20 protein-coding genes are annotated in these 21641 nt (G+C 72.6%); 10 read left to right on the forward strand and 10 right to left on the reverse strand.

Annotated elements, in window-relative coordinates:
• Positions 1 to 328 precede the first annotated feature (328 nt).
• On the forward strand, positions 329 to 538 hold the full coding sequence (locus ACFWVP_RS00005; protein WP_384492632.1) for a hypothetical protein: 210 nt from the start codon (positions 329 to 331) through the stop codon (positions 536 to 538).
• 84 nt (positions 539 to 622) lie between these two features.
• Here ACFWVP_RS00005 and ACFWVP_RS00010 read toward each other — a convergent pair whose 3' ends face one another.
• The 5 genes from ACFWVP_RS00010 to ACFWVP_RS00030 all read right to left on the reverse strand — a co-directional run bounded on the left by ACFWVP_RS00010 (position 623) and on the right by ACFWVP_RS00030 (position 5467).
• Positions 623 to 2434, reverse strand: coding sequence for a choline/carnitine O-acyltransferase (locus ACFWVP_RS00010; RefSeq protein ID WP_384492633.1), 1812 nt, complete (start codon positions 2432 to 2434; stop codon positions 623 to 625).
• 49 nt (positions 2435 to 2483) lie between these two features.
• Positions 2484 to 3299 carry a class I SAM-dependent methyltransferase gene (locus ACFWVP_RS00015; protein WP_384492634.1) on the reverse strand — a complete coding sequence of 272 codons (816 nt, stop codon included), beginning with the start codon at positions 3297 to 3299 and terminating at the stop codon, positions 2484 to 2486.
• A 58-nt stretch (positions 3300 to 3357) separates the two neighbouring features.
• Positions 3358 to 4221: an arpA protein gene (locus tag ACFWVP_RS00020; RefSeq protein WP_384492635.1), complete on the reverse strand. Its 864-nt coding sequence runs from the start codon at positions 4219 to 4221 to the stop codon at positions 3358 to 3360.
• 107 nt (positions 4222 to 4328) lie between these two features.
• The gene (locus ACFWVP_RS00025) at positions 4329 to 5117 is read right to left on the reverse strand and encodes a hypothetical protein (protein WP_384492636.1); all 789 of its coding nucleotides are present in this window, start codon (positions 5115 to 5117) and stop codon (positions 4329 to 4331) included.
• A gap of 80 nt (positions 5118 to 5197) precedes the next feature.
• On the reverse strand, positions 5198 to 5467 hold the full coding sequence (locus tag ACFWVP_RS00030; protein WP_384492637.1) for a hypothetical protein: 270 nt from the start codon (positions 5465 to 5467) through the stop codon (positions 5198 to 5200).
• Positions 5468 to 5587: 120 nt separating this feature from the next.
• Here ACFWVP_RS00030 and ACFWVP_RS00035 point away from each other — a divergent pair, with 120 nt between their 5' ends.
• A complete protein-coding gene (locus ACFWVP_RS00035) occupies positions 5588 to 5947 on the forward strand; it encodes an ArsC/Spx/MgsR family protein (protein WP_384492638.1) in 360 nt (119 codons plus the stop codon).
• Between the two features lie 72 nt (positions 5948 to 6019).
• Here ACFWVP_RS00035 and ACFWVP_RS00040 read toward each other — a convergent pair whose 3' ends face one another.
• The gene (locus ACFWVP_RS00040; protein ID WP_384492639.1) at positions 6020 to 6517 is read right to left on the reverse strand and encodes a carboxymuconolactone decarboxylase family protein; all 498 of its coding nucleotides are present in this window, start codon (positions 6515 to 6517) and stop codon (positions 6020 to 6022) included.
• A 47-nt stretch (positions 6518 to 6564) separates the two neighbouring features.
• On the opposite strand from ACFWVP_RS00040, the gene ACFWVP_RS00045 reads away from it, so the two are divergent.
• Complete coding sequence (locus ACFWVP_RS00045) at positions 6565 to 7974, forward strand: PLP-dependent aminotransferase family protein (RefSeq protein ID WP_384492640.1); 1410 nt, start codon at positions 6565 to 6567, stop codon at positions 7972 to 7974.
• A gap of 46 nt (positions 7975 to 8020) precedes the next feature.
• Here the strand turns inward: ACFWVP_RS00045 and ACFWVP_RS00050 are convergent, their stop codons facing one another.
• Positions 8021 to 8950 carry a Gfo/Idh/MocA family protein gene (locus tag ACFWVP_RS00050; RefSeq protein ID WP_384492641.1) on the reverse strand — a complete coding sequence of 310 codons (930 nt, stop codon included), beginning with the start codon at positions 8948 to 8950 and terminating at the stop codon, positions 8021 to 8023.
• 204 nt (positions 8951 to 9154) lie between these two features.
• Between ACFWVP_RS00050 and glnII the strand changes: the two genes are divergently transcribed.
• Positions 9155 to 10174 (forward strand): glutamine synthetase, encoded by a 1020-nt coding sequence (gene glnII, locus ACFWVP_RS00055; protein ID WP_384492642.1) that lies wholly within the window; start codon positions 9155 to 9157, stop codon positions 10172 to 10174.
• Between the two features lie 391 nt (positions 10175 to 10565).
• On the forward strand, positions 10566 to 11195 hold the full coding sequence (locus ACFWVP_RS00060) for a winged helix-turn-helix domain-containing protein (protein ID WP_384492643.1): 630 nt from the start codon (positions 10566 to 10568) through the stop codon (positions 11193 to 11195).
• A 68-nt stretch (positions 11196 to 11263) separates the two neighbouring features.
• Here the strand turns inward: ACFWVP_RS00060 and ACFWVP_RS00065 are convergent, their stop codons facing one another.
• Positions 11264 to 13411, reverse strand: coding sequence for an MMPL family transporter (locus ACFWVP_RS00065; RefSeq protein ID WP_384492644.1), 2148 nt, complete (start codon positions 13409 to 13411; stop codon positions 11264 to 11266).
• A gap of 247 nt (positions 13412 to 13658) precedes the next feature.
• Here ACFWVP_RS00065 and ACFWVP_RS00070 point away from each other — a divergent pair, with 247 nt between their 5' ends.
• The 3 genes from ACFWVP_RS00070 (at position 13659) to ACFWVP_RS00080 (ending at position 17473) form a co-directional block, all read left to right on the forward strand.
• Entirely contained in the window at positions 13659 to 14927 is a 1269-nt protein-coding gene (locus ACFWVP_RS00070; protein WP_384492645.1) for a sensor histidine kinase, read from the forward strand.
• Positions 14912 to 15559, forward strand: coding sequence for a LuxR C-terminal-related transcriptional regulator (locus ACFWVP_RS00075; RefSeq protein WP_384492646.1), 648 nt, complete (start codon positions 14912 to 14914; stop codon positions 15557 to 15559). The genes ACFWVP_RS00070 and ACFWVP_RS00075 overlap by 16 nt, the downstream gene beginning before the upstream one ends.
• A 369-nt stretch (positions 15560 to 15928) precedes the next feature.
• Positions 15929 to 17473, forward strand: a complete 1545-nt coding sequence (locus ACFWVP_RS00080) for a DUF1996 domain-containing protein (RefSeq protein ID WP_384492647.1) — start codon at positions 15929 to 15931, stop codon at positions 17471 to 17473.
• 35 nt (positions 17474 to 17508) lie between these two features.
• On the opposite strand, the gene ACFWVP_RS00085 is transcribed toward ACFWVP_RS00080, so the two are convergent.
• Positions 17509 to 17985 (reverse strand): hypothetical protein, encoded by a 477-nt coding sequence (locus ACFWVP_RS00085; RefSeq protein ID WP_384492648.1) that lies wholly within the window; start codon positions 17983 to 17985, stop codon positions 17509 to 17511.
• Positions 17986 to 18047: 62 nt separating this feature from the next.
• Positions 18048 to 18794: a class I SAM-dependent methyltransferase gene (locus tag ACFWVP_RS00090; RefSeq protein ID WP_384492649.1), complete on the reverse strand. Its 747-nt coding sequence runs from the start codon at positions 18792 to 18794 to the stop codon at positions 18048 to 18050.
• A gap of 122 nt (positions 18795 to 18916) precedes the next feature.
• Here ACFWVP_RS00090 and ACFWVP_RS00095 point away from each other — a divergent pair, with 122 nt between their 5' ends.
• On the forward strand, positions 18917 to 20863 hold the full coding sequence (locus tag ACFWVP_RS00095; RefSeq protein WP_384492650.1) for a hypothetical protein: 1947 nt from the start codon (positions 18917 to 18919) through the stop codon (positions 20861 to 20863).
• Between the two features lie 49 nt (positions 20864 to 20912).
• On the forward strand, positions 20913 to 21638 hold the full coding sequence (locus tag ACFWVP_RS00100) for a TetR/AcrR family transcriptional regulator (RefSeq protein WP_384492651.1): 726 nt from the start codon (positions 20913 to 20915) through the stop codon (positions 21636 to 21638).
• Positions 21639 to 21641 lie beyond the last annotated feature (3 nt).

A 21641-nucleotide genomic window follows, 5' to 3' on the forward strand; every position in this document is an offset into this window, starting at 1 on the left:
CGGCTCCCCCCCCGCTCCGGCGCCCCGGGCCCCCCCCACCCTGCGGGGGCTCCGCCCCCCCGCCGCTCGCGGGTCCCGGGCCCCACCCGGTTTCGCCACTCAAGGGGGGTGGAGCGACTGGCGGCCGGAGCAGATCGCCCTCCTCGCACCGATGTCCTGCCGCTGCACGTCGACGCGTGCTCGGCCCGCTGCCTCGACGCGCTCCCCGCTCCGGCGCAGGGCTACGTCCCGCACCGTGGCGGGCCGGAGGCCGTCCAGCCCGCCACCCGCCACCCGCCACCCGCCACCCGCCAATAGTGTTCCGGCATACCTTTCGGAAGGGGAGAGCGTGCCGCCCGCACCGGAACCGGTCAGCAAGCCCGACTACTTGACCGAGGAGCAGTGGGCCCGCCTGACCCTGGCCGTCCTCGTCGGCGTCGCCGAGGGCACGGACCAGGCCGGGCTGCGGTGGGCCTCGGATCTGGGGGTGACCGCGGTGAGTGCGGTTCGGACGCGGCTGGACGAACTGTGGGCGGCGGAGGGCGCGCCGGAGGGATGAGCCGGTCCGGAGCCCACGGGCGCGGCGAACGGGCGGGCGGCGAGCTGAGCCCGAACGGCCGCTCGGCGCCCGTCCGTTGTCAGCTCAGCCCGCCAGTAGTTCGCGCAGTTCCGCGACGGCCTCGCGGAGGCGGTCCACGAAGGCGTGCATCTGGTCGGCGACCGGCTGCGGGGTGCTCAGGTAGAGGTTGAAGCGGTCGGGCAGCAGGACGTAGGCGATGCCGATGCACTTGCTGCTCGTGGAGCCGAAGCCGAAGTACTGGATGTTCTCCGACGGCGCCGAGCTGGTGCTCAGGTAGTCGTCCCGCATCGTGACCCAGCCCGGTGAGCGGTACAGGGCGGGCTGTCCGGTGATCCCGAGCTCGGCGCCCCGGCGGCGCTGGATGAGTTCCAGCTCCCACAGGTGCTGCTCGGGGGCGTTTCCGGCCTGGCATTCCTTCGCACGGGTCACATGGGCGGTCGCGGCGGCGCGGAAGGCGGTGCGGCGGGTGTCGCGGTCGGCGGCGGGGTCGTCCATCGCCGCCACGAAGGCCGTCATCCCGGGGGTGACGACACGCATCGCCTCGGTGCGGCCGTGCCGGAACTGGCGGGTCGCGATCGACTCGTACGTGGCGCCGAGGTGGCCCTTGGCGCGCTGGTGGGCCAGCTGGTAGGCGGCCTGGACGAACGCGTCCGGGGACACCCCGAGGGCCTTGGCCGCGGTGCTGCCGAAGTCGTCGAAGGAGACCGTGCTGGTTGCCGTGGCGGCACCGTACGCGGCGAACGACTCGGCGGCGGACCGCACCTGGGCGCGCAGGGTGTCGTCCAGCTCGAACGCGAGGGGCCGCGGGACGGGCTGTCCCTGCGGGCGGGCGCCGGACAGGCGGGCGTGCTCCTCGGGCTCCGTGCCGAGCAGTGCGTCGGTGAAGCTGAGGATGGTGGTCCCGTCCAGCTCGCAGTGCTCGACGTTGATGCCGGCCCGGCCGTTCGCGTAGACGACGAAGGAGACGGCCTTGTCGAACCAGCGGTTGCCCCGGTCCCCGTACAGCAGTTCGTCGCAGGTGGCCTTGGTGTCCTCGGGGGCGAGGTCCTCCAGGCAGACGCAGAAGAGCGCGGTCTCGATGTCGTCCAGCGTCCCGGCGTTGCGGGGGTGCCGGGCGATGAGGGCGTCCCTGGCCGCCGCCCATTCCGCGCGCGCCATCGTGGTGAGGTGGCCGGCCCGGTCGGCCTCGTCCGTGTGCACGTCGGCCTTGGTCACGGCGCGCAGCCCGGCCTCGATCTCGTCGAGGCTGTGCGGGGCGCCGTCCTCACCGAGCACGTCAAGCCGGAACATGCTTCCCCGGAAGAACACCACGATGTGCCGGGCCGTGGACGGGCCGGGCGCACGGTCGCCGTAGGGGGCGCGGACGGTGTCCAGCGGGACGCCGGGGATACGGGTCGTGGAGAACAGGTACTTGTTCTGCACCATCGACTGGGGCACTCCGCGCTGCTCCACCGGCGCGATGAGGCCCTCGTCCAGCTGCCGCTTGTAGTGGAGCGCCCCGGCGACCAGTCCGGCCGCCCGGTCCAGCTGCCCCTGGCCGGTGTCCTGGAAGAGGAAGAAGAAGTTGGCGTTGAGCGCGATCCGGTCGCGGCGGCCGAGGTAGCGGTACGGCCAGAAGGTGTCGAGCCAGCTGTGCACGCCCTTGGTGGCGTCGTACTCCTCCAGCGCCGCGTGCAGGACGCGGCCGGGGCCGTCGGGCTGGAGGAAGGCCGCGACCTCGGCCTCGGTCGCGGCCCGTTCCTCGGCGGTCAGCAGCGGTGCGCACCAGGCGAGGAACCTCTCGCAGCTGGCTTCGAGCGTGGGCAGCGGCACGCGTGGCAGATCACCCTCCCGGGCGAAGGTGGCGCTGACCGCTGCTTCCTGGCTGACGTTCAATTCGGCTCTGCTTTCGGTCGGTGGGTGCGGGTGCTCGGGCGGGCTGGGGTCAGCGGGCGGGGTCCTGGTGCGGGCGGGAGACGTACAGCTGGGCGTACATCCAGCCTTCCTCCTCCAGGCCCCGCGCATCCACTCCGGCCGCCGCCATCCTGTCGAGGACGAGTGCCTGTTCCTGCGGGTCGGCGAACCTGCGCTGCTTGAAGACGTCGTCGACCCGCACGGTGCGGTATCCGAGTCCGTCGAGGGCTTCCTCGACGGGGTCGAACGAGAACATCCTGAGCACGAAGTGCGCCATCCAGGGGCGGCGTTCGCCCTGGGCGTGCACGACGCGGGTGAGGGTGCGTTCGGTGACGTAGCCGATGCAGCCCGTCGAGATCACGAGGTCCGTCCCGGTGAGCAGGGCGTGCTGCTCCGGTGTGGGGTCGTCCGCCTCCAGGTCGGCGTGGACCGTGTCGTCGAGGAATCCGGCCTCGCGCGCGTAGGCCAGGGCGCCGGTGGAGGCGTCCAGGCCGGTGAAGCGGAGGCCGTGCGCGGGTCTGCGCGAGCGGGAGAGCTCGCGGTCGCGGGCCAGGAGTTCCTCGCGGGACATCCCGGCGGCGTCACCGTAGCGGGCGTACAGCTCGTCCATCGTCGCGTCGTACTTCAGGAGGGCGGCGTTGATCCCGTAGGAGCAGCCGATGTCCAGGATCCTGGGGGCCTCGACCTGTTCGGACTCCCGGTACTCCTTGACGATCTTCTCGAAGTAGGGCTTGGCCTGCTGCGGGACGCAGTAGCCGAGGGGGCGGAGCACCTCGAAGTACGTGCGCGGGTCGGGCGCGGTGTAGATGTGGTCGAGGGAGACTTTTCCGGTCGCGTCGAAACGCAAGGGGCCTACTCCTTGGTGGATGGCGTGCGGGGCAGGATCTGTCTGCGCGGGCCGCCCGTCAGTCCAGCAGGCGGTCGCTCCGTACGGCCCGGCCTTCGGCGGCCAGGTGTTCGGGCAGGACGCGGCCGAAGAGCTGCCTGGTCCGTGCCACGCTTCCGATGACGCCGGGGCGCTCGCTGTAGGCGAAGATCGCGGAGTGGCGTGCCACGTCGCCCTGTACGGGGCTGACGCGGTGCAGTGAGTAGCGGCCCTTGAACAGCTGCAGGTCGCCCGGTCTGAGCGGCAGCCGTTCGCCCCGGGCGGTGCCGTCGAGCACGTCGCGGACGGCGTCGAAGCGCTCGTCCTCGGCGGACCTGATGTTCGGGCAGTACTCGAACTCGCCGCCGGTGTCGGCCCGCTGGGTGAGCATGCTGACCGTGTACTCGTTGGTGTCGAAGTGCCAGGGGTGCTCCATCCCGGGGCGTACGACGTTGAGCACGAGCCCGGAGAGCGGGTCGGCGAGCTCGTGCAGCCGAGGCAGCCCGAAGCAGTCGGCGACGAAGCGCTGGAACATCGGGTGCCCGTGGAGCCGGGCGATGAGGGCGCCCTCGGGGATGCGGTCACGTGCCACGAACGCGTTGCCGCGCCGGAGCGTGCGCCGGCCCGGATGGCCGTCCGGGAGGTCCGCGTCCACGGCGATGTTGTAGACGTTGACCGTCTCGACGTCGTAGTACGCCTGGGGGGCGAGGGCCGCGCACTCCTGGCGCAGCATCTCGTGGAGCGACGGGCGGACGAAGTCCGGAAGGACGGTGCAGCCGACCGTGGCCAGTTCGTGCCCGGCCCGTGCCACCACGGCCCGGGCCTCGTCGCTTCCGGGGTCCGACAGGGGGTAGCGGTCGGTGTCGACCACCTGGTCGAGCGTGATGGCTTGCAGAGTGCTCATGACGACCCTCTCCACGCGCGCGTCGGTAACTCAACTGAGGAGTAGCAGAGTTGAAGTTCCCACAGTGACGCTGTGTTGTCTGTGACACGTCACACTCGGTGTGCCGGTCACTCCAGATCGATGACCGGGCGGACGTTGAAGTCCTCGAACACGTCCTCGCCCTCCGGGCCGTCGAGGAAGTCCGCCATGGACGGGTTGTGGTTGGCGGTGGCCAGTGGCAGCCACTCCAGGAAGGTGCCGTAGCCGCCGCAGACCGCTTCGCCGCCGTCGCCGCCGTATACGGAACCCGGGTCGGACGTCATCTCGGCGGTGTCGTAGACGTCGTAGGCGATGTGCAGTCCGAAGGCGTTCGGGGCGTGGTGCGGACCTGTTCCCTCCGTGCCGTACGGGGCGCCGGGCGGGCAGTGGTTCCCCCAGCGGAACAGCGTCGTGGCGCCGGCACCGCAGGCGTGCTCCCAGGCGTCGGGGTCCGGCAGCCGCAGTCCGCGCCCGGCCAGCAGGGCGGGGACCAGTGCGGGGAGATCGGGGAGCTTCAGGGGCTCGACCGCCACCAGCACGGCGGGCAGCGGGACGGTGCGCCGCGGGGTCAGCGTCTGCGCCAGGTGGGCCCGCGGGTCCTCGTCGAAGCCGAAGCCGCCGGCGACACCCTCCTCGCGGTACGAGGCGAGCTGGCCGGGCAGCGGCTGCCAGGCGTCGGCGTCGAAGCCGATGGTCACCTCGCCGCCGGGTATCAACGCGTAGTGCGCACCGGCCCGTTCGACGAGCGGCCGGTACGGGGCGCCGGCCTGCCGGACGAGCCTGCCGTCCACCGTGCGGGCGGCCTCCTCCACGTACCGCGCGGCGGTGTCGCGGCCGAGGGTGCGCCAGTGGTCGAGGGTCAGGTCTGCGAGTGACATCCGGGCAGTCTGGCACCGCCCTCCGACATCACCGGACGCGCCTGTGCCCCCGGGCTTCCCGGAGGCACAGGCGGCGGGTGTCAGCGGCCGTAGCGGATCAGCGCGCGGACCATGCGGCAGGTGGTGTCGGACGGCGGGTGGATGGCGAGGCGGTCGGCTGTCGCACGGATCCTGTGGTTGTCGGCGCTCGACGGCTGGTAGACGCCCGTGTCGAGCAGGGCGATCGCCAGGCGCATGGCCTTGAGGCGGCGGTTGTGCGAGACGTACCACTCGCGGGGCCGTCCCGCGGGCAGCGGCTTCTTCCGCAGGGGCTGGTGGAGCGGCTCGGTCGTGGCTGTGGCAACGGCCATCGGCAAACCTCCTGGCACAGTGGTGGAACCCTCACGAACTCCCTCCATTTTACTGCCCCCCGCTGACAATCACCCCTGGCCAGAGGCTATTTCGGAGATCCCTCCCGTACCCTTGGCCCCATGGAGATCTGGATCGATCCCGCCTGTTCCAAGTGCCGCGGCGCGGTGGATCTGCTCGATGCCGAGGGCGCCGAGTACACGGTCCGCCGCTACCTGGAGGACGTGCCCTCCCCGGACGAGATCCGGGCCGTGCTCGACCGGCTGGGGCTGGAGCCGTGGGACATCACCCGGACCCAGGAGGCGGACGCGAAGGAGCTGGGGCTCAAGGAGTGGGCGAAGGACGCGGGTTCGCGCGAGCGGTGGATCTCGGCACTGGCGGAGCACCCGAAGCTGATCCAGCGGCCGATCATCACCGCGCAGGACGGGACGGCCGTGGTGGCCCGGTCGGAGGAAGCCGTACGGGACGCCCTCGGGCGGTGACCCGGCGTGCGCCGGACGCCGGGACACGCGGGTGCGTACCCGGCGGGATCAGGGCCCGCCGCGCCGCGGGGTTCAGCGCTCGTCCGTGCCCGCGCGCTTCGCCGTGGCGAGGGCGATGCGGTTCCAGGTGTTGATCGTGAGGATCAGGGCCAGGAGCTGGGCCAGTTCCCGCTCGTCGAAGTGGGCCGCGGCGCGCTCATAGACGGCGTCGGGCACTCCGGCGTCCGCGACGCGGGTGACGGCGTCCGTGAGGGCGAGGGCCGCCTGCTCCTTCGGCGTGAAGAAGTGTGCCGCCTCCTGCCACACGGCGACCATGTGCAGCCGCTCCTCGCTCTCCCCCGCCTTGCGGGCGTCGGTGGTGTGCATGTGGAGGCAGTACGCGCAGTGGTTGAGGTGCGAGGAGCGGATCTGGACCAGCTCCACCAGGGCGGGGTCCAGGCCCTCGCGGGCCGCCGCGTCCAGTCCGATCACGGCGCGGAAGACCTTGGGCGCGGCCTGGGCGAAATTGAGCCGGACGGTGGAGGCGGCGGTGGCCGTGTCGGTGCCGGACTTGATCTCTGTCGTCGTCATGGGTACGAATCTAGAAGGTTCGGTGACCGGCGACGGGGTGCATTGCAGTGACGGATTCATGGGTCAATTCGGCAGAGATCCTGGGCAGTGACCTGCAGCTGGAACTCTCCGGCACGGGCAGTCGGCGGGCCGTCCTGATGCGGGCGCTGCGCGACGCGATCAGGAGCGGACGGCTCGCTCCGGGGACCCGGCTGCCGCCGTACCGTTCGCTCGCCGCCGACCTCGGGCTGGCCCGCAACACGGTGGCCGACGCCTATGCCGAACTCGTCGCCGAGGGCTGGCTGGCCGCCCGCCAGGGTTCGGGCACCCGGGTCGCGGAGCGGGCCGCCCCGCTCGCCGGCGCCCACCGTCGGCGCACCCCGGAGCGGGCCACCCGCCCGGTCCACGATCTGGTGCAGGGGAAGCCCGACCCGTCCGCCTTTCCCCGGAGCGCCTGGGTGGCCTCGGCCCGGCGGGCGCTGGCCCGGGCCCCGCACGACGCGTTCGGGCCCGGTGATCCGCAGGGGCGGCCGGAGCTGCGGGAGGCGCTGGCCGGCTATCTGGCCCGGGTGCGCGGTGTGCGGACCTCGGCCGAGCGGATCGTGCTCTGCTCGGGCGCCGCGCACGCGCTGCGGCTGCTGGCCGAGGTGGTGGGCGGGCCGTGGGCGGTGGAGGCGTACGGGCTGCCCTTCCACCGGGAGCTGCTGACCGGCCTGGGGGTCCGGACCCGGCCGGTCTCCGTCGACGGGGACGGGGCGCTGGTACGGGAACTGGGGCGGGCGGAGCGGGCGGCGCTGCTCACCCCCGCGCACCAGTTCCCGACCGGCGGCCCGCTGCACCCGGAGCGCCGTGCTGCCGTCGTCGACTGGGCGCGGGCGACGGGCGGCCTGGTCGTGGAGGACGACTACGACGGGGAGTTCCGCTACGACCGGCAGCCGGTGGGCGCCGTGCAGGGGCTCGATCCGGAGCACGTGGTGCTGCTGGGTTCCGTGAGCAAGAGCCTCTCGCCGACGCTGCGGATCGGCTGGATGGTGCTGCCCGAACGGCTGGTGGACGGTGTTCTCGCGGCGAAGGGCGAGCGGGAGCAGTGGTCGAGCGCCACGGAACAGCTGACCCTGGCGGACTTCGTCGAGTCGGGCGCGTACGACCGGCAGGTGCGCCGGATGCGGCAGCGTCACCGGCGGCGCCGCGACCAGCTCGTGGCGGCGCTGGAGCGGCGCGCCCCGCGGGTCAGGGTGTCCGGGATCGCCGCGGGGCTGCACGCCGTGCTGGAACTGCCGCGTGGCACGGAGCGTTCCGTGGTGCGGGCCGCGGCCTGGCAGGGGCTGGCGGTGGAGGGGCTCGCCGGGTATCTGCATCCGGCCGCCGTCACGGCCGGGGCCGCGCGGGACGGGCTGGTCGTGGGGTACGCGACCCCGGCCGAGCACGCGTACGCGCCGGCCCTGGAGGCGCTGTGCCGGGCGCTGCCCCCGGAGTGACACGCGGCAGGAACGCCCGTCGGAACGAAGCGGCCCGTCACCGGTCTCAGGCCCGCACCGGTCCCAGGGCCGCCTCGGCCCGCGCCAGGACCTCCGTGAGCCGCAGCCCGAACCGTACGTCGCAGGGGTGCGCCACCCCCGTACGCGCCGCGTCGATCAGCGCGTCCAGCGCCACCCGGAACGCGGCGAGCGCGTCGTCGTGGCCCGTGGGCAGGAGGCTCGTCCCCCGCTCGCCCCTGAATTCGACCTCCGTCCCCGCCGCGCCCACCGGCGCGTCCAGCGCGAGCGTCACCGTGCTGGACGCGCCGGAGGTGTGCCTGAGCAGCAGGTGCGTGGCGTCGGCCGGGCCGCGGGCCGCCGTCACCTCCGTCACGTCGCCCAGCACCGGGATCAGCACGGAGAGCGCGTGCGGGCCCACGTCCCACAGCGCTCCCCTCTCCCGGCGCCAGGGCGAGGCGGCGAACTCGTTGCTCGTGCCCGGTGCGTACAGCGCCCCGATCCACTGGGCGCGGGCCGTGAACCAGCCGCCCGACGCGGCCTGTTCGGCGATCCATCCGGCTGTCCCGGGCGCGAACCGGAGCGTGCAGAAGACCACGGAGGCGACCTGGGCCCGCTCGGCGGCCTCGGCGACCTCGCGCGCGCCCGCCACCGTGGTGGCGACCGGCTTGTCCATCAGGAGGTGGCATCCGGCGGCGGCTGCCCGCGCGGCCAGCGGCGCCTGGATGTCCGGCGGTACGGCGAAGGCCACCGCGTCGCTGGCGGCCAGGAGCGCGTCGAGGCCCGCCTCGCCCGTGCGGGCCCGGGTGCCGTGGGCGGCGGCGAGCGCGTCCGCGGCCTCGGGCCTGCGGCCCCAGACCCCGCTCAGCTCGACATCGGGGTGGGCCGCGAGGGCGGGGGCGTGGGTCAGGCGGGCCCAGGGGCCGGCGCCGACGAGGCCGATCCGCATCGGGGTGCGGGAGGCAGCGGGTGTGGTCATGCCACAAGTGTCCCCCGGCCGGGTCCCGGCGCGGACCGTATCCGGTGCGCCGCAGGGTGAGACGCCCCGGGACCGCGGGGACCTGCCGTCCGACACTCCCGGGAAACCTCGGTAACACGGGGTTCACATTCGGGCAACGGACGGGAAATCGCGTCTTGCGAAGCTGCGCACCATAGACCGCAGCACCCGCAAAGGATGGCGTCCGTGACGTTCAAGGCTGAGTACATCTGGATCGACGGCACCGAGCCGACCGCCAAGCTTCGCTCCAAGACGAAGATCATGACCGATGGCGCGGAGCTGCCCATCTGGGGCTTCGACGGTTCGAGCACCAACCAGGCCGAGGGCCACGCCTCCGACCGGGTTCTGAAGCCGGTCTTCTCGTGTCCTGACCCGATCCGCGGCGGTGACGACGTCCTCGTCCTGTGCGAGGTCTTCAACATCGACATGACGCCGCACGAGTCCAACACCCGCGCCGAGCTCCGCCCGGTCGCCGAGCGGTTCGAGGGCCAGGAGCCGATCTTCGGCATCGAGCAGGAGTACACCTTCTTCGACGGCCACCGTCCGCTGGGCTTCCCCGAGGGCGGCTTCCCGGCCGCGCAGGGCGGCTACTACTGCGGTGCGGGCTCGGACGAGATCTTCGGCCGCGACATCGTCGAGAAGCACCTCGACAACTGCCTGAAGGCGGGCCTGGCCATCTCCGGCATCAACGCCGAGGTCATGCCCGGCCAGTGGGAGTTCCAGGTCGGACCGGTCTCGCCCCTGGAGGTCTCCGACCACCTGTGGATCGCGCGCTGGCTGCTGTACCGCACCGCCGAGGACTTCAACGTCTCCGCGACGCTGGACCCGAAGCCGGTCAAGGGCGACTGGAACGGCGCGGGCGCGCACACCAACTTCTCCACGAAGGCGATGCGCGAGGGCTACGAGGCGATCATCACCGCAGCCGAGTCGCTCGGTGAGGGCTCGAAGCCGATGGACCACGTCAAGAACTACGGCGCGGGCATCGACGACCGTCTGACCGGCCTGCACGAGACCGCCCCGTGGAACGAGTACAGCTACGGCGTCTCCAACCGCGGCGCCTCGGTCCGTATCCCGTGGCAGGTCGAGCAGGACCAGAAGGGCTACATCGAGGACCGTCGCCCGAACGCCAACGTCGACCCATACGTCGTCACGCGGCTGATCGTCGACACCTGCTGCACCGCGCTGGAGAAGGCCGACCAGGTCTGACCCGCGACACCGTTCCATCAGTGAGGGCGCCCACCGGCCGCGGTGGGCGCCCTCGTTGTTCGGCGCGGGATCCCTGTGGGCCGAGTGGCCACGGGCGAGCAAGTGGCAGGTGAGGAAGGTAACTCGGCAGGACCGTATCGACGGGTGAGAGGACTCTGACGCACAGCCACGATCTCTGCTTCAATGGGGACATGGCCAGCTTCCAGTACACCTCGTCGGGTCGCAGCGACCTCGAGCCGTTCTGGCCCTCTCGTCAGCATCATGACTTCGACCGGGTGTGTTGCCGCGCGTGGAACGCGCAGGCCCTCTAAAGCCGCCTCACCCCCGGCCTTCGGCCCGCGCGCACGACGTACGTCCCTCGACGACCTCTCGCGCGAAAGAGCTGACCCTCATGGCGAACACTCGCACCTTCTCCACCGCGTCCGCCGCCACCGCGGCGTCCACGGTGTCCGCTGCGGCCACCACCACCGCCCGTACCGCCCTGTCTCCGAACCGACCCCGGCTGCGCGCCGTCGAGCGTGACGAGGTCGCCGACCTGACCGACGTGGCCGGCTTCCTGCCGCCGGGTGCCACCTGGCTGCCGGCCCCGCAGCACACGCTGCCGGTGCTGCCGGGCCGGCCGCCGATGGTCGGCTACCTGGTGCTCGTCCCCGCCGACCAGCAGCCGGCTCTCGCCGGGGCCGTGGCCACCGCCCAGGACCGGCAGCTCGTGCCGGAGCCGGCCCCCGAGGCCCCGGCGGGCGGTCCCGTACGGATCGACTCGACCCGGCGCACCGCCGCCGTGGACGGTGTCGTGCTCGACCTCACGTACCTCGAGTTCGAGCTGCTGGCCCATCTGGTGGCGCACCCGCACCGGGTGCACACCCGTGATCAGCTGGTGACGACGGTCTGGGGTTACGGGCACGTGGGCGACGGGCGCACCGTCGACGTCCATGTCGCCCGGCTGCGCCGCAAGTTGGGCGCGGAGCACCGCCGCTCGATCCAGACCGTCCGGCGTGTGGGCTACAGGTACGCGCCCTGATCCTGTTCCGCGGACACGCGGGAGGCCCCGGGTACCGGGGCCTCCCGCCGTTCCGGGGTGGTTCCGCGTCAGCCGCGTGATCCCGCCTGCACCGGCTCGGCACCCGTCGTGTCCGTCGTGTCCGTCGTGACGGCCTCGCTGTGCTCCAGGCTCGGCAGCCGGGAGAGCATGCGCGGCACCCGCCAGTTCCGCTCGCCCAGCAGTGCCATGACGGAGGGCAGCAGGACCATCCGTACGACCGTGGCGTCCAGCAGTACCGCGACGGCGAGGCCGACGCCCATCTGCTGCATGTCCTGCATGGACAGGGTCCCGAAGACCGCGAAGACGGCCACCATGATCGCCGCGGCGCCCGTCACCGCTCCGGCGGTGCGCCTGATGCCCATGTCGATCGCCGCCCGGGTGTCCAGGCCGCTGTCCCGGGCCTCACGGATCCGGGAGACCACGAAGACGTGGTAGTCCATCGACAGGCCGAACAGGACGACGAGGACGAACAGCGGCATCCAGGACTCGATCGCGCCTACGCCCTCCGAGCCGATCAGCCCGGCGCCCCAGCCGTGCTGGAAGACGGCGGTCATCACCCCGTACGCGGCGGCGACGGAGAGCAGGTTGAGCAGGATGGACGTCACCGCGATGACGTAGCTGCGGAAGCAGAACAGCATCAGCAGGAAGGTCACGGTGGTGATGAACGCGAAGACGGGGACGATGCCGCGCTTCAGCTGGTCGTTGAAGTCGGTGGACGAGGCGAGCTCACCGGTGACGTAGGCCTCGGCGCCCGTGCCGTCGAAGGCGTCCGGCACCCGGTTCTCGCGCAGTTCGGCCAGGTCGTCCTCGCCGTGGGGCAGCGGGACCTCGATCTCCGCGATGTCCTGTGCCGTGTGGACGGTGACCCGGTCGAAGGTGCCGAGGGCCGTACGGATCTCCGGTGCGCCGATGTCGTCCGCCCGGACCACGACGCGGGCCGGGTCGGGGCCGCCGGGGAAGCTCTCGGAGATGGCGCGGTGGGCGGTCGCGAGCGGCGATCGGGAGCCGAACTGCTTCTCCAGGCCGAGCTGTTCGGTCTTCATCCCGAGTGCGGGCGCGGCCAGGGCGAGCAGCACGACGACGGAGCCGAGGGCGAAGAGCTTCGGTGCGGCCAGGACGGGCCCGATGACGGTGCCGACGATGCCGCCGCTCGCCTTCGTGCCCCGCTCGCCGCGGCGGTTCAGGAACGGTACACGGCCAGCGTCGATGCGGTCGCCGAGCCAGGACAGCAGCGCGGGCAGCACGGTCACGGAGCCCAGCATCGCGATGAACACGACGATGATCGTGGCGAGCGCGAAGCCCTTGAACAGCAGCAGCCCGGACAGGAACATGCCGGCCATGGCCACCATCACCGTGAGCCCGGAGACGAGCACGGCCCGGCCGGAGGTGGCCGCCGCGATGCGCAGCGCGGTCTCGGCGTCACGTCCCGCCGCCCGTTCGTCGCGTTCGCGCCGCAGGTAGAAGAGGCAGTAGTCGACGCCGACGGCGAAGCCCATCAGGAACATCACGGAGTACGTGGTCTGGAAGAGGTGCAGCTGGTGGCTGGCGAGCGAGAGGAGACCGAACGCGGCCATGCAGGCGGTCAGCGCGAGTCCGACCGGCAGCAGTGCGGCCACGACGGCGCCGAAGGCGACCAGCAGGATGCCCAGCGCCAGCGGTACGGCGGTGAATTCGGCCCTCCTGAAGTCCTCGGAGAGCAGATCACCGAGCCACTTGCCCGCACTGGCCTCGCCGAACTGGTGGATCTCGACGTCCGTCCGCGCCTCCCGTACCCCGGAGACCGCGTCCAGGACCGGCTGCACCCGGTCGGCGGAGGTGGCCGCTTCGCCCTTCATCCCGAAGGTGATCAGCGCCTCCTTGCCGTCCTTCGACACGACCGGGTCCGCGAGGCCGCGCACCTCTCCGGTCGCTTCCAGTGCGGCGGCGAGCTCACCGGCCGCGGTGCGCCAGCCGTCGGGGCGGGCGGCGGACACCATGACCAGCTCACCCGCGGGGTGGCCGAGTCCGGCTTCGTCGAGGATCTTCTCCGCCCGCGCGGAGTCGCCGGCGCCGTTCTCCGACGTGGACATCTCGACCATGCCGGACGCCCCGCCGATGCCCGTGGCGAGCACGACGAAGAGCAACCAGCCGAGAACGGCCGTCTTTCGGTGGTGTGTGCTCCACACACCGATGCGTGCCGCGAGGTTGCGCCTCATGCGGTTTCGCCCCCTGGGGAATGACTCGGAAAACGCCTCGGACGAGGCACCTACGAATCTAGGAAGCCAAGGCCGGCCGCCCCAGCCGTCAAGACCCCCTCCCCGGGGAGGCGCAGGGCGAGCCCCCGGGGGTGGTGCCAGGTGTACCCCGGCCGGGTGGCGGGACGGCTGTCGCCCGCCGCACACGGCGGGCGACACTGGTCACCGGACGGGATCCGACGGGGGTCCGGCGAGGGGAGAGACGGTCATGGCTGCGACGAAGAGCCGGATACGCGAAGGGCTGCTGGCCGCCGGAAGGGCGTTCGTCCTGTCGTTCGCGAGCATCGTGGGCTCGGTCACCCTGTTCGTACTGTCGGTGCTCTCCATCACCCTCGTCCTGCTGGGCGTGGGTCTGGTCACCACCCCGTGGGTGCTGGAGGAGGTGCGCAAGCACGCCAACCGGCGCCGGCTGCTCGCGATGACCTGGTCGGACGTCCGTATCCCGGTCGCCTACCGGCCCTTCCCGCCGGATCTGCGCACCGGTTTCGCCGGGCAGGTGGAGCGCACGACGCTCCTGCTGAAGGACCCGGCGACCTGGCGGGACCTGCGGTGGCTGCTGGTCGACATGTCGGGCGGCTACGCGCTGCTGGCCGTGTCCTTCGCGCTGATGGTCTACCCGGTGGAAGGTCTCGTCCTGGCGGCGGGGCTGTGGCGGGTGTTCGAGGACAGCACGTACTGGTACGGGTTCGTGCCGGTCAGCAGCCAGGCGACGGGGCTGGCCGCCGCGGCGCTCGGCATCGTGCTCTTCCACGTCGGCCTGTGGGCGAGCCGGCCGCTGCTGCGGCTGCACTTCGTGCTCGCCCGGTCGGTGCTGGCACCCACGCAGGAGCAGGAGCTGGCGCTGCGGATCGACCGGCTCACCGAGACCCGGCACGAGGCGGTCGACACCGCGGCCTCCGAACTTCGCCGCATCGAGCGGGATCTGCACGACGGGGCGCAGGCCCGGCTGGTCGCCATGGGCATGAATCTGGGCACGATCGAGGCGCTCGTCGAGAAGGACCCGGCGCAGGCGAAGAAGCTGCTGGCCATGGCCCGCGCCTCCTCCGCCGAGGCACTGACGGAGCTGCGCGACCTCGTACGGGGCATCCACCCGCCGGTCCTCGCGGAGCGTGGGCTGGGCGACGCGGTGCGGGCCCTGGCACTGCGGCTGCCCGTGGAGTCCGAGGTGGGCGTGGAACTCACGGGCCGGGCCGAGGCGCCCGTCGAGTCGGCCGCGTACTTCGCCGTCAGCGAGACCCTGACGAACGTGGTGAAGCACGCGGACGCCGACCGCGTCTGGGTGGACATGCACCACGCCGAGGGCATGCTGCGGATCTCCGTCACGGACAACGGCAGGGGCGGTGCGGCGATCGGGGCCGGCTCGGGACTGAGCGGAATCGAACGCCGACTGGGTACATTCGACGGCGTACTGGCCGTCAGCAGCCCTGCGGGCGGTCCCACCATGGTGACCATGGAGATCCCTTGCGCGTTGTCCTAGCCGAAGACCTCTTCCTGCTCCGCGACGGTCTGGTGCGGATGCTCGAGGCCTACGATTTCGAGGTCGCGGCAGCAGTGGAGACCGGGCCCGAACTGACCAGGGCCCTGGCCGATTTGGAGCCGGACGTCGCCGTGGTCGACGTCCGGCTCCCGCCGTCCCACACGGACGAGGGCCTGCAGTGCGCCCTGGCGGCCCGGCGCAGCCGGCCCGGGCTGCCGGTGCTCGTCCTGTCGCAGCACGTGGAGCAGTTGTACGCACGGGAGTTGCTGGCCGACGGCAACGGCGGGATCGGCTACCTGCTGAAGGACCGGGTGTTCGACGCGGACCAGTTCATCGACGCGGTGCGCCGGGTGGCCGCGGGCGGTACGGCGATGGATCCGCAGGTGATCTCGCAGCTGCTGTCCCGGCGGGCCCAGGACAAGCCGATGGGCGGGCTCACGCCCCGGGAGCGCGAGGTCATGGAGCTGGTGGCGCAGGGTCGTTCGAACGTGGCGATCGCCTCGCAGCTGGTGGTCACGGAGCGGGCGGTGGCCAAGCACACGTCGAACATCTTCGGCAAGCTCGGCCTGCCGCCGTCGGACGACGACAACCGCCGGGTGCTGGCCGTACTGGCCTACCTCGACCGGGGCTGATCCGGTCGCGCACACGGGCGGACGGGACGGCCGGCCCGGGCCGGTGCGACCTTCGGGTCGAGTGCCCCGGACCCGTCGGCGCGCGAGGTGGCCGTCACGACGAGGGCCATCCGCGACGCGCGTCACCCTGGACGTGCTTCCGGCACCGGCGCGTACACGATGTCGACGCCGGATGACCGGCCGACCGGATGACCAGGGCTCCGGTGGATGACGAATCGGCCGCTTCGCCCGGGAGACCGGGATTGACCGTTCCGGGCGTTGGGGCCGTTCCGGCCATGGGGATTCCCACGAATTCCCCGGCGTGCTGAACGGGCCGGCCGCCCGGCCCGTATGGGACGTCACGCTTCTCCCTCGAAGCAGAGGAGTTCCATGGGACGCACATCACGCAAGAAACGTTCGACACTGGCCACCCGGGCGATCGTCGCCTCGGTCGCATTGGTTCTGGGCGGAGGTGGGCTGGTCGCGGTCAATGTCTACGCGAGCGCGGGAGAAGGATCGTCCGGTTCACCGCCTGACCGGTCCTTGGACGCGGGTCGCCGGATGTCCACCATCGACTGCCCCGACGCGGGAATCGCCCTCCCTGACGTGCCCGACCGGGCACGTCCCGAGGTCGACCGCGAACTGGCGGCCATGGATACCCAGATCACGGACGCCTACCGGCAGTTCGCGGACCGGAAGGAGCAGATCGCCCGCGATCCGAACCTTGCCGAGAACGCGGTGCTCGGCCCGCTGAAGAACAAGCGGGCGGCGAGTCTCGACCGGATCGGCATCGCCATCGAGCGCGACGCGGCCGAACGGCCGCGGAACCTGGACGGGCTCGCCCCGTGCAGCCTGCGGGCCGACGACGGTGACGGTGACGGCGGCGGGAACGGCGACGACGGCAACGGCCGGGGCGGCGACAGCGGCCAGGACGGTGAGCAGGGCGACGGCCAGAACCCCGGCGAAGGAGCCGACCAGGGTCAGGACGGCGGCCAGGGCGACCAAGGTGGCGGAGACGGCGACCAGGGCGGCGGACAGGGGCAGGGCGGCAACGGCCCCGAGGCCTCCGACTTCGTCGACATCCGGTCCGTCGAACCCGATGCCGACCGCCCCCGCAATCGCCGCGGCGCCTCCCGCGGTACGTTCTCCACCGACTGCGGCCGTAATGAGAACGGCAAATTCAATCCGGACAACGTCATCGCCGCACCCGGTGTGAGCAACGGCGCTCACCATATGCACGACTACATCGGCAATCAGGCCACCGACGCATTCTCCAGTGACGACGATCTGGCCGGCGGTGCGACGACCTGCCGGAATCAGGGCGACAGATCCACGTACTACTGGCCGGTCCTGCGCCTGCAGAACGGACAGGACGAGAACGACGTGGACGCCGACGGCGGCGGCAGGGACCAGAATGTCGGGGAGATCCAGACCCCGTCGCGGGTAACGCTGAAATTCGTCGGTTCCCCGGTCGGGAAGGTGACGGCCATGCCGCGCTTCCTGCGGATCATCACCGGCGACGCCAAGGCGTTCACCAATGGCGACGCGAACGCCAACGCCTCCTGGAGCTGCACCGGTTTCGAGGACAGGCAGCTGAAGGACAAGTATCCGATCTGTCCTGAAGGCAGCCAGGTGGTGCGTTCCTTCGCCTTCCAGAGCTGCTGGGACGGCCGGAACACGGACAGTGCGAACCACCGCACCCATGTGGCCTTCGCCCAGGACGACGGGCGCTGCCCGAACGGCTTCAGGGCCATTCCGCAGCTGGTGCAGCGCATCGTGTACGACGTCCCGCCGGGCCCCGGCTTCGCCGTCGACTCCTTCCCGGAACAGCTGCACAAGCCCGGGACCGATCACGGCGATTTCATCAACGTCTTCGACGACCGGGTGATGAAGAAGGTGGTGAGCTGCGTCAACGGCGGGCGCCGGTGCCGCTGACGCGGCCCTGACACCCACCCCTCCTACCTGCGCGGTCAGCTCCCGTGGTGACCGGAGTGCCCGTCCTCGCTCCCCCCACCCCCACTGCTCCCCGAGTGGTGGGGCGAGGCGGTCTCCACCGTCCCCCCGAGCCGGCCGCGCAGCGCCGCGACCACCTTCGCGTCACCGACCGCGACCCACTTCCGGCCGACCAGGTACGAGCCGCCGTAGTCGTTGGCCTCGTTGATCCACTCCCGCTGGCCGCGGTCGGTGGCGAAGGTGGCCAGCACGTAACGGCGCTCGCCCATCGCGCAGTTGGCCTGCCGGATCTCCTGGGCGTCGGTCTGCAGATTCGGCTCGCAGTCAGCCTTGGACGCCAGCTGCTCCAGGGTTCCGGTCGCGGTCGGCGGCACGGCGGGCTTGTGGTCGCCGTCCGCTCCGCCGCCGCACGCGGTGAGCAGGGCCAGCCCCGCCAGTACGGCCGCGGCGGCCCTGAGGCCGTGTCCTCGTCGCCACTCCAGCTGCTTCACCATGCGGCCATCGTGCCCCGTGGGTCCCGACCGGCGCGGGGAAACCACGGATTGCCGCAGAGGGTTCAGCAGCGTGCGACGGCCAGGCTCACCGCGTAGGACTCCTCGACCACGCCGTCCGGGAAGACCGCGGCGAGCAGCTCGCGTTCCGGGGCGAGGAAGCGGCGGGCCGCGTCCTGTCCGATGACCAGGAAGTCGGAGTGGCTGCCGATGTTGGCGAGGTGCGCGTCGAGCGGCACGCGCCGGCTCCAGCGCAGCCGGCGGGTGGCGAAGTCGAGCCCGGCGGGCAGTCCGCGCGTGAAGCCCTCGGCGTCGGGCTCCGTTTCCTCGGCCCCGAGGAAGCGCCGCAGCCGGGCGTCCTGTGCGGCGATCCACGGCACGTCCGCGTCGGAGTCGTTCCACCAGAGGGCGAGCGCGCCGCCCGGCCGCAGCACCCGCCGCACCTCCGGTACGGACCGGTCCGGGTCGGTCCAGTGCCAGGCCTGGGCGTACGTCACGAGGTCGGTGGAACCGGACCGCAGGGGCAGATGGTTGCCGTCGCCCCGCACGAGCGGAACTCGGGGGAGGGACCTGCGGAACTCCGCGGCCATGCCGTCGCCCGGCTCGACCGCCGTCACCCGGGCGCCACGGGCGTGCAGCAGGGCGGTGCCGAGGCCCGTGCCCGCCCCCACGTCCGCGACCCGGGCGCCTTCCAGGGCGAATCCGGCAAGCTCCTCGATCGCGTCCATGAGGGCGGGTGGGTAGGAGGGGCGGTTGGCCGCGTAGACGGCCGCGGCCGCATCGAAGGACCGGGCGCGCGAGGTGGTCGTCATCCCCTCATCATCGCCGTCCGGGCGCGGAGGTGAGCCGGTCGTGGCGAGAATCCCGCCCCGGGAGGCGTGCGCCCCGGGGCGTGCCGGAGTGACCATCGCACCATTCCCTCGTTCTGCTGAACGTGCCCCCACTGCGAGCAGTACCGTCGTCCGCCGGCCGCCCCGTCGGGGAGCAGACCGACGCGGAGCGGGCCGAGGCCGCCGTCACCGAGCACTACGCGCGGCTGGTGCGGATCGGGTATCTCGTCCTGCCGACCTCGCTCGGCCGCAACCGCCGTGTGCTGACCGCGCACTGGCTCGCCCAGCGGTCCCTGCCCCGCGTGCACACCACGCCACCGGAGGCCGTGCTCCCGGCGGCCCCGGCGGATCCGGGGTGCGCGTACGCGTACGTGCGGCTGCGGGTGGTGCGCTCCGCCCTGGAGGCCGGGCTGCCCCTGTGGCGGTTCGCCCGGCCGCGGCGGGGGCAGCTGCCGCCCCTGCTCCCCCAGGTGTGGGGGCTGCGGCTCTTCCCGCACTCCTGCGGTGCGGACGAACTGGCTCTGGAGCAGGCGCTGTCCGAGGTGTCGGGGCCCTGCCGGGCCGCCCATGTGCTGCGGGGTCTCGAAGGACTGGCGGACGACGAGGTGTGCCGGGTCCTCGCCGCGGCGGGCGTCGCGGACCCGGAGACGGCGCTGCTGGAGGCCGACGGGATCACCGCGCCGCACGCCCTGCTGGCCTCACCGGAGTTCGATCCGTGTTCGCTGCAGGCCCGGCCGGCCGACCTGCCGCGCCGCGGCAGGCGCGGGCGGACCGTCCTCGCCGGGCTCGGCGCCCTCCTGGTGTGCGGGACACTGCTGCTGCTGCCGGGGGACGGCCTGGGCGGTCCCCACAGCGCCGCGGCGCCGCCGTACTCCCGTAACCCGGCCGCCGAACAGGCTCTGGATCCGGCGGCGTTGCGCCGGGTACCGGACGGTTTCTGGCGGAGTGCGGACCGTACCGGCTTCGGTGCCTGGCCCACGCGGGGCGACCGGACCGAGGACTCCGGGCTGCTGGGCCGCGCCCTCGCCGCGTGGGCGCGCCCCGGTCCCGGGGTGACCTCGTCGGCGACGCCCGGGACTCCGGTCGGCCCGCCGATGGGCCCGCCGCAGCTGTTGTACGCGGGCGAGTCCGGCAGTGCGGTGGTGGTGCTGTTCCACGACGGGTTGCGCGTCGTGCGCTACGCCGAGCCCCGCGACGCCGACCCGGCGGGCGGTGCCGCGCTCGACTTCGCCCGGGTGGACGGCGCGGACGCGGTGGTGGCGAGCGCCCTGGTCGTACAGCGCCGGAAGGGACGGATCCGCTATCTGACCGCTCCGTGGGCGCGCGAGGTCCTGGTGCGGGACCTGCTGGCACCCCGTGCCCCGGCACGGCCGCTGCGCCGTGACCGGCACGGGGTGACGGAGGCGCTGACCGCTCCGGGCGGCGGGGCGGACTGCCGCTCCTGGCAGGCCCTGGAGGTGCGGGACGGCACGGCGGTGCGGCTGCTGACGGACCTCGGCGAGCTGGCTCCGGCGCACCTCACCTCCGGCAGACCGTCCGCTCCGCACGAGGTGTCCGGCCGGTCCGACCGGGAGAGCTGGGCGCGCACCGCGTGCCTCCTCCCGGCGGTGCGCTCCCACGGCGTCCGGTCGGTGAACTCCTGGCCGTACGCGAAGCAGCCGCTGCCCGAGGGAGACGGGGACGCGCTGTGGCTCTGCACCCGGGCGGAGACCTGGCGGGGTACGGGAAGCAGGGTGCTGGCGCAGTTCCAGGCGCCGCCCGAGCTGTCGGGCGGCGCCGGCGCGCCGGGCGCGGTCGCGGCCCGCGCCGAGGGCTCGCCGGACTGCGGGATACGCAGACCGCGGGTGCTGGCGGGTGTGCTGTGGAAGTCGGACGGCGGGCGGTGGTACGTACTCGCGGCGGGCTCCCGGCAGTTCGCGTCCCTGTCGGCGACGGGCGGTGTCGAGGGGCGTGCGGACGGGCGGCTGCTGGCGGTGCGGGCCAGGGCGGGTGACCGGGCCAGGCTCGACGGGCTGCTGGCCGACGGCAGCCGGGTGGGGGCGCTGCGCTGACCGGACGGTGGCCGGAAGGCCTGTGGTCCGCTCCCGTTAGGCTGGGGGTATGACGACCGGTGTACGGCGCAGGATGGGCGTCGGCGAGCGCAGGCAGCAGCTGATCGGCGTCGCCCTGGAGCTGTTCAGCCACCGTTCGCCCGACGACGTGTCGATCGACGAGATCGCCACCGCGGCCGGTATCTCGCGTCCGTTGGTCTACCACTACTTCCCGGGGAAGCAGAGTCTGTACGAGGCGGCGCTGGGCCGGGCCGCCGACGATCTGGCCGGGCGTTTCCTGGAGGCGCACGAAGGGCCCCTGGGAGCGAGGCTGCTGCGGGTGATGGGCCGGTACTTCGACTTCGTCGAGCAGCACGGGCCCGGTTTCGCGGCGCTGCTGCGGGGCGGCCCGGCGGGTGGCTCGTCCACGGCCAACGCCCTGATCGACGGGGTGCGCCGGACCGCGTACGAGCAGATCGTCGCGCACCTCGGGGTGGTGTCGCCGCCCGCCCGGCTGGAGCTCGTCGTCAGGTCCTGGGTGTCGCTGGCCGAGTCGACGGCCCAGCTCTGGCTGGAGGGGCGGCGCCGCATCCCGCGCGGCGAACTGGAGTTGCAGCTGGTCCACGACTTCGCCGCACTGGCCTCGGTGAGTGCCGCGTACGACCAGGAGATGGCCGCCATCATGCTGCGGGTCTTCGCGCGGGAACCGGCGGACGGCCCGTTCGGTGAACTGCTCGCGCGGCTCACCGCCCTGGCGCCCGCCGCACCGGCCGTCCCGGCGCAGCGGCTGCCGTAGGCC

The organism is Streptomyces sp. NPDC058637, from assembly GCF_042717325.1.
Lineage (GTDB): Bacteria > Actinomycetota > Actinomycetes > Streptomycetales > Streptomycetaceae > Streptomyces.

Bases quoted from the DNA above. Each gene is read 5' to 3' on its own strand.
- ACFWVP_RS00085 (WP_384492648.1), bottom strand. From the start codon at position 17,985: ATGGTGAAGCAGCTGGAGTGGCGACGAGGACACGGCCTCAGGGCCGCC.
- ACFWVP_RS00030 (WP_384492637.1), bottom strand. From the start codon at position 5,467: ATGGCCGTTGCCACAGCCACGACCGAGCCGCTCCACCAGCCCCTGCGG.
- ACFWVP_RS00090 (WP_384492649.1), bottom strand. From the start codon at position 18,794: ATGACGACCACCTCGCGCGCCCGGTCCTTCGATGCGGCCGCGGCCGTC.
- ACFWVP_RS00100 (WP_384492651.1), top strand. From the start codon at position 20,913: ATGACGACCGGTGTACGGCGCAGGATGGGCGTCGGCGAGCGCAGGCAG.
- ACFWVP_RS00060 (WP_384492643.1), top strand. From the start codon at position 10,566: ATGGCGAACACTCGCACCTTCTCCACCGCGTCCGCCGCCACCGCGGCG.
- ACFWVP_RS00035 (WP_384492638.1), top strand. From the start codon at position 5,588: ATGGAGATCTGGATCGATCCCGCCTGTTCCAAGTGCCGCGGCGCGGTG.
- ACFWVP_RS00080 (WP_384492647.1), top strand. From the start codon at position 15,929: ATGGGACGCACATCACGCAAGAAACGTTCGACACTGGCCACCCGGGCG.
- ACFWVP_RS00040 (WP_384492639.1), bottom strand. From the start codon at position 6,517: ATGACGACGACAGAGATCAAGTCCGGCACCGACACGGCCACCGCCGCC.
- ACFWVP_RS00020 (WP_384492635.1), bottom strand. From the start codon at position 4,221: ATGAGCACTCTGCAAGCCATCACGCTCGACCAGGTGGTCGACACCGAC.
- ACFWVP_RS00070 (WP_384492645.1), top strand. From the start codon at position 13,659: ATGGCTGCGACGAAGAGCCGGATACGCGAAGGGCTGCTGGCCGCCGGA.
- ACFWVP_RS00065 (WP_384492644.1), bottom strand. From the start codon at position 13,411: ATGAGGCGCAACCTCGCGGCACGCATCGGTGTGTGGAGCACACACCAC.
- ACFWVP_RS00025 (WP_384492636.1), bottom strand. From the start codon at position 5,117: ATGTCACTCGCAGACCTGACCCTCGACCACTGGCGCACCCTCGGCCGC.
- ACFWVP_RS00050 (WP_384492641.1), bottom strand. From the start codon at position 8,950: ATGACCACACCCGCTGCCTCCCGCACCCCGATGCGGATCGGCCTCGTC.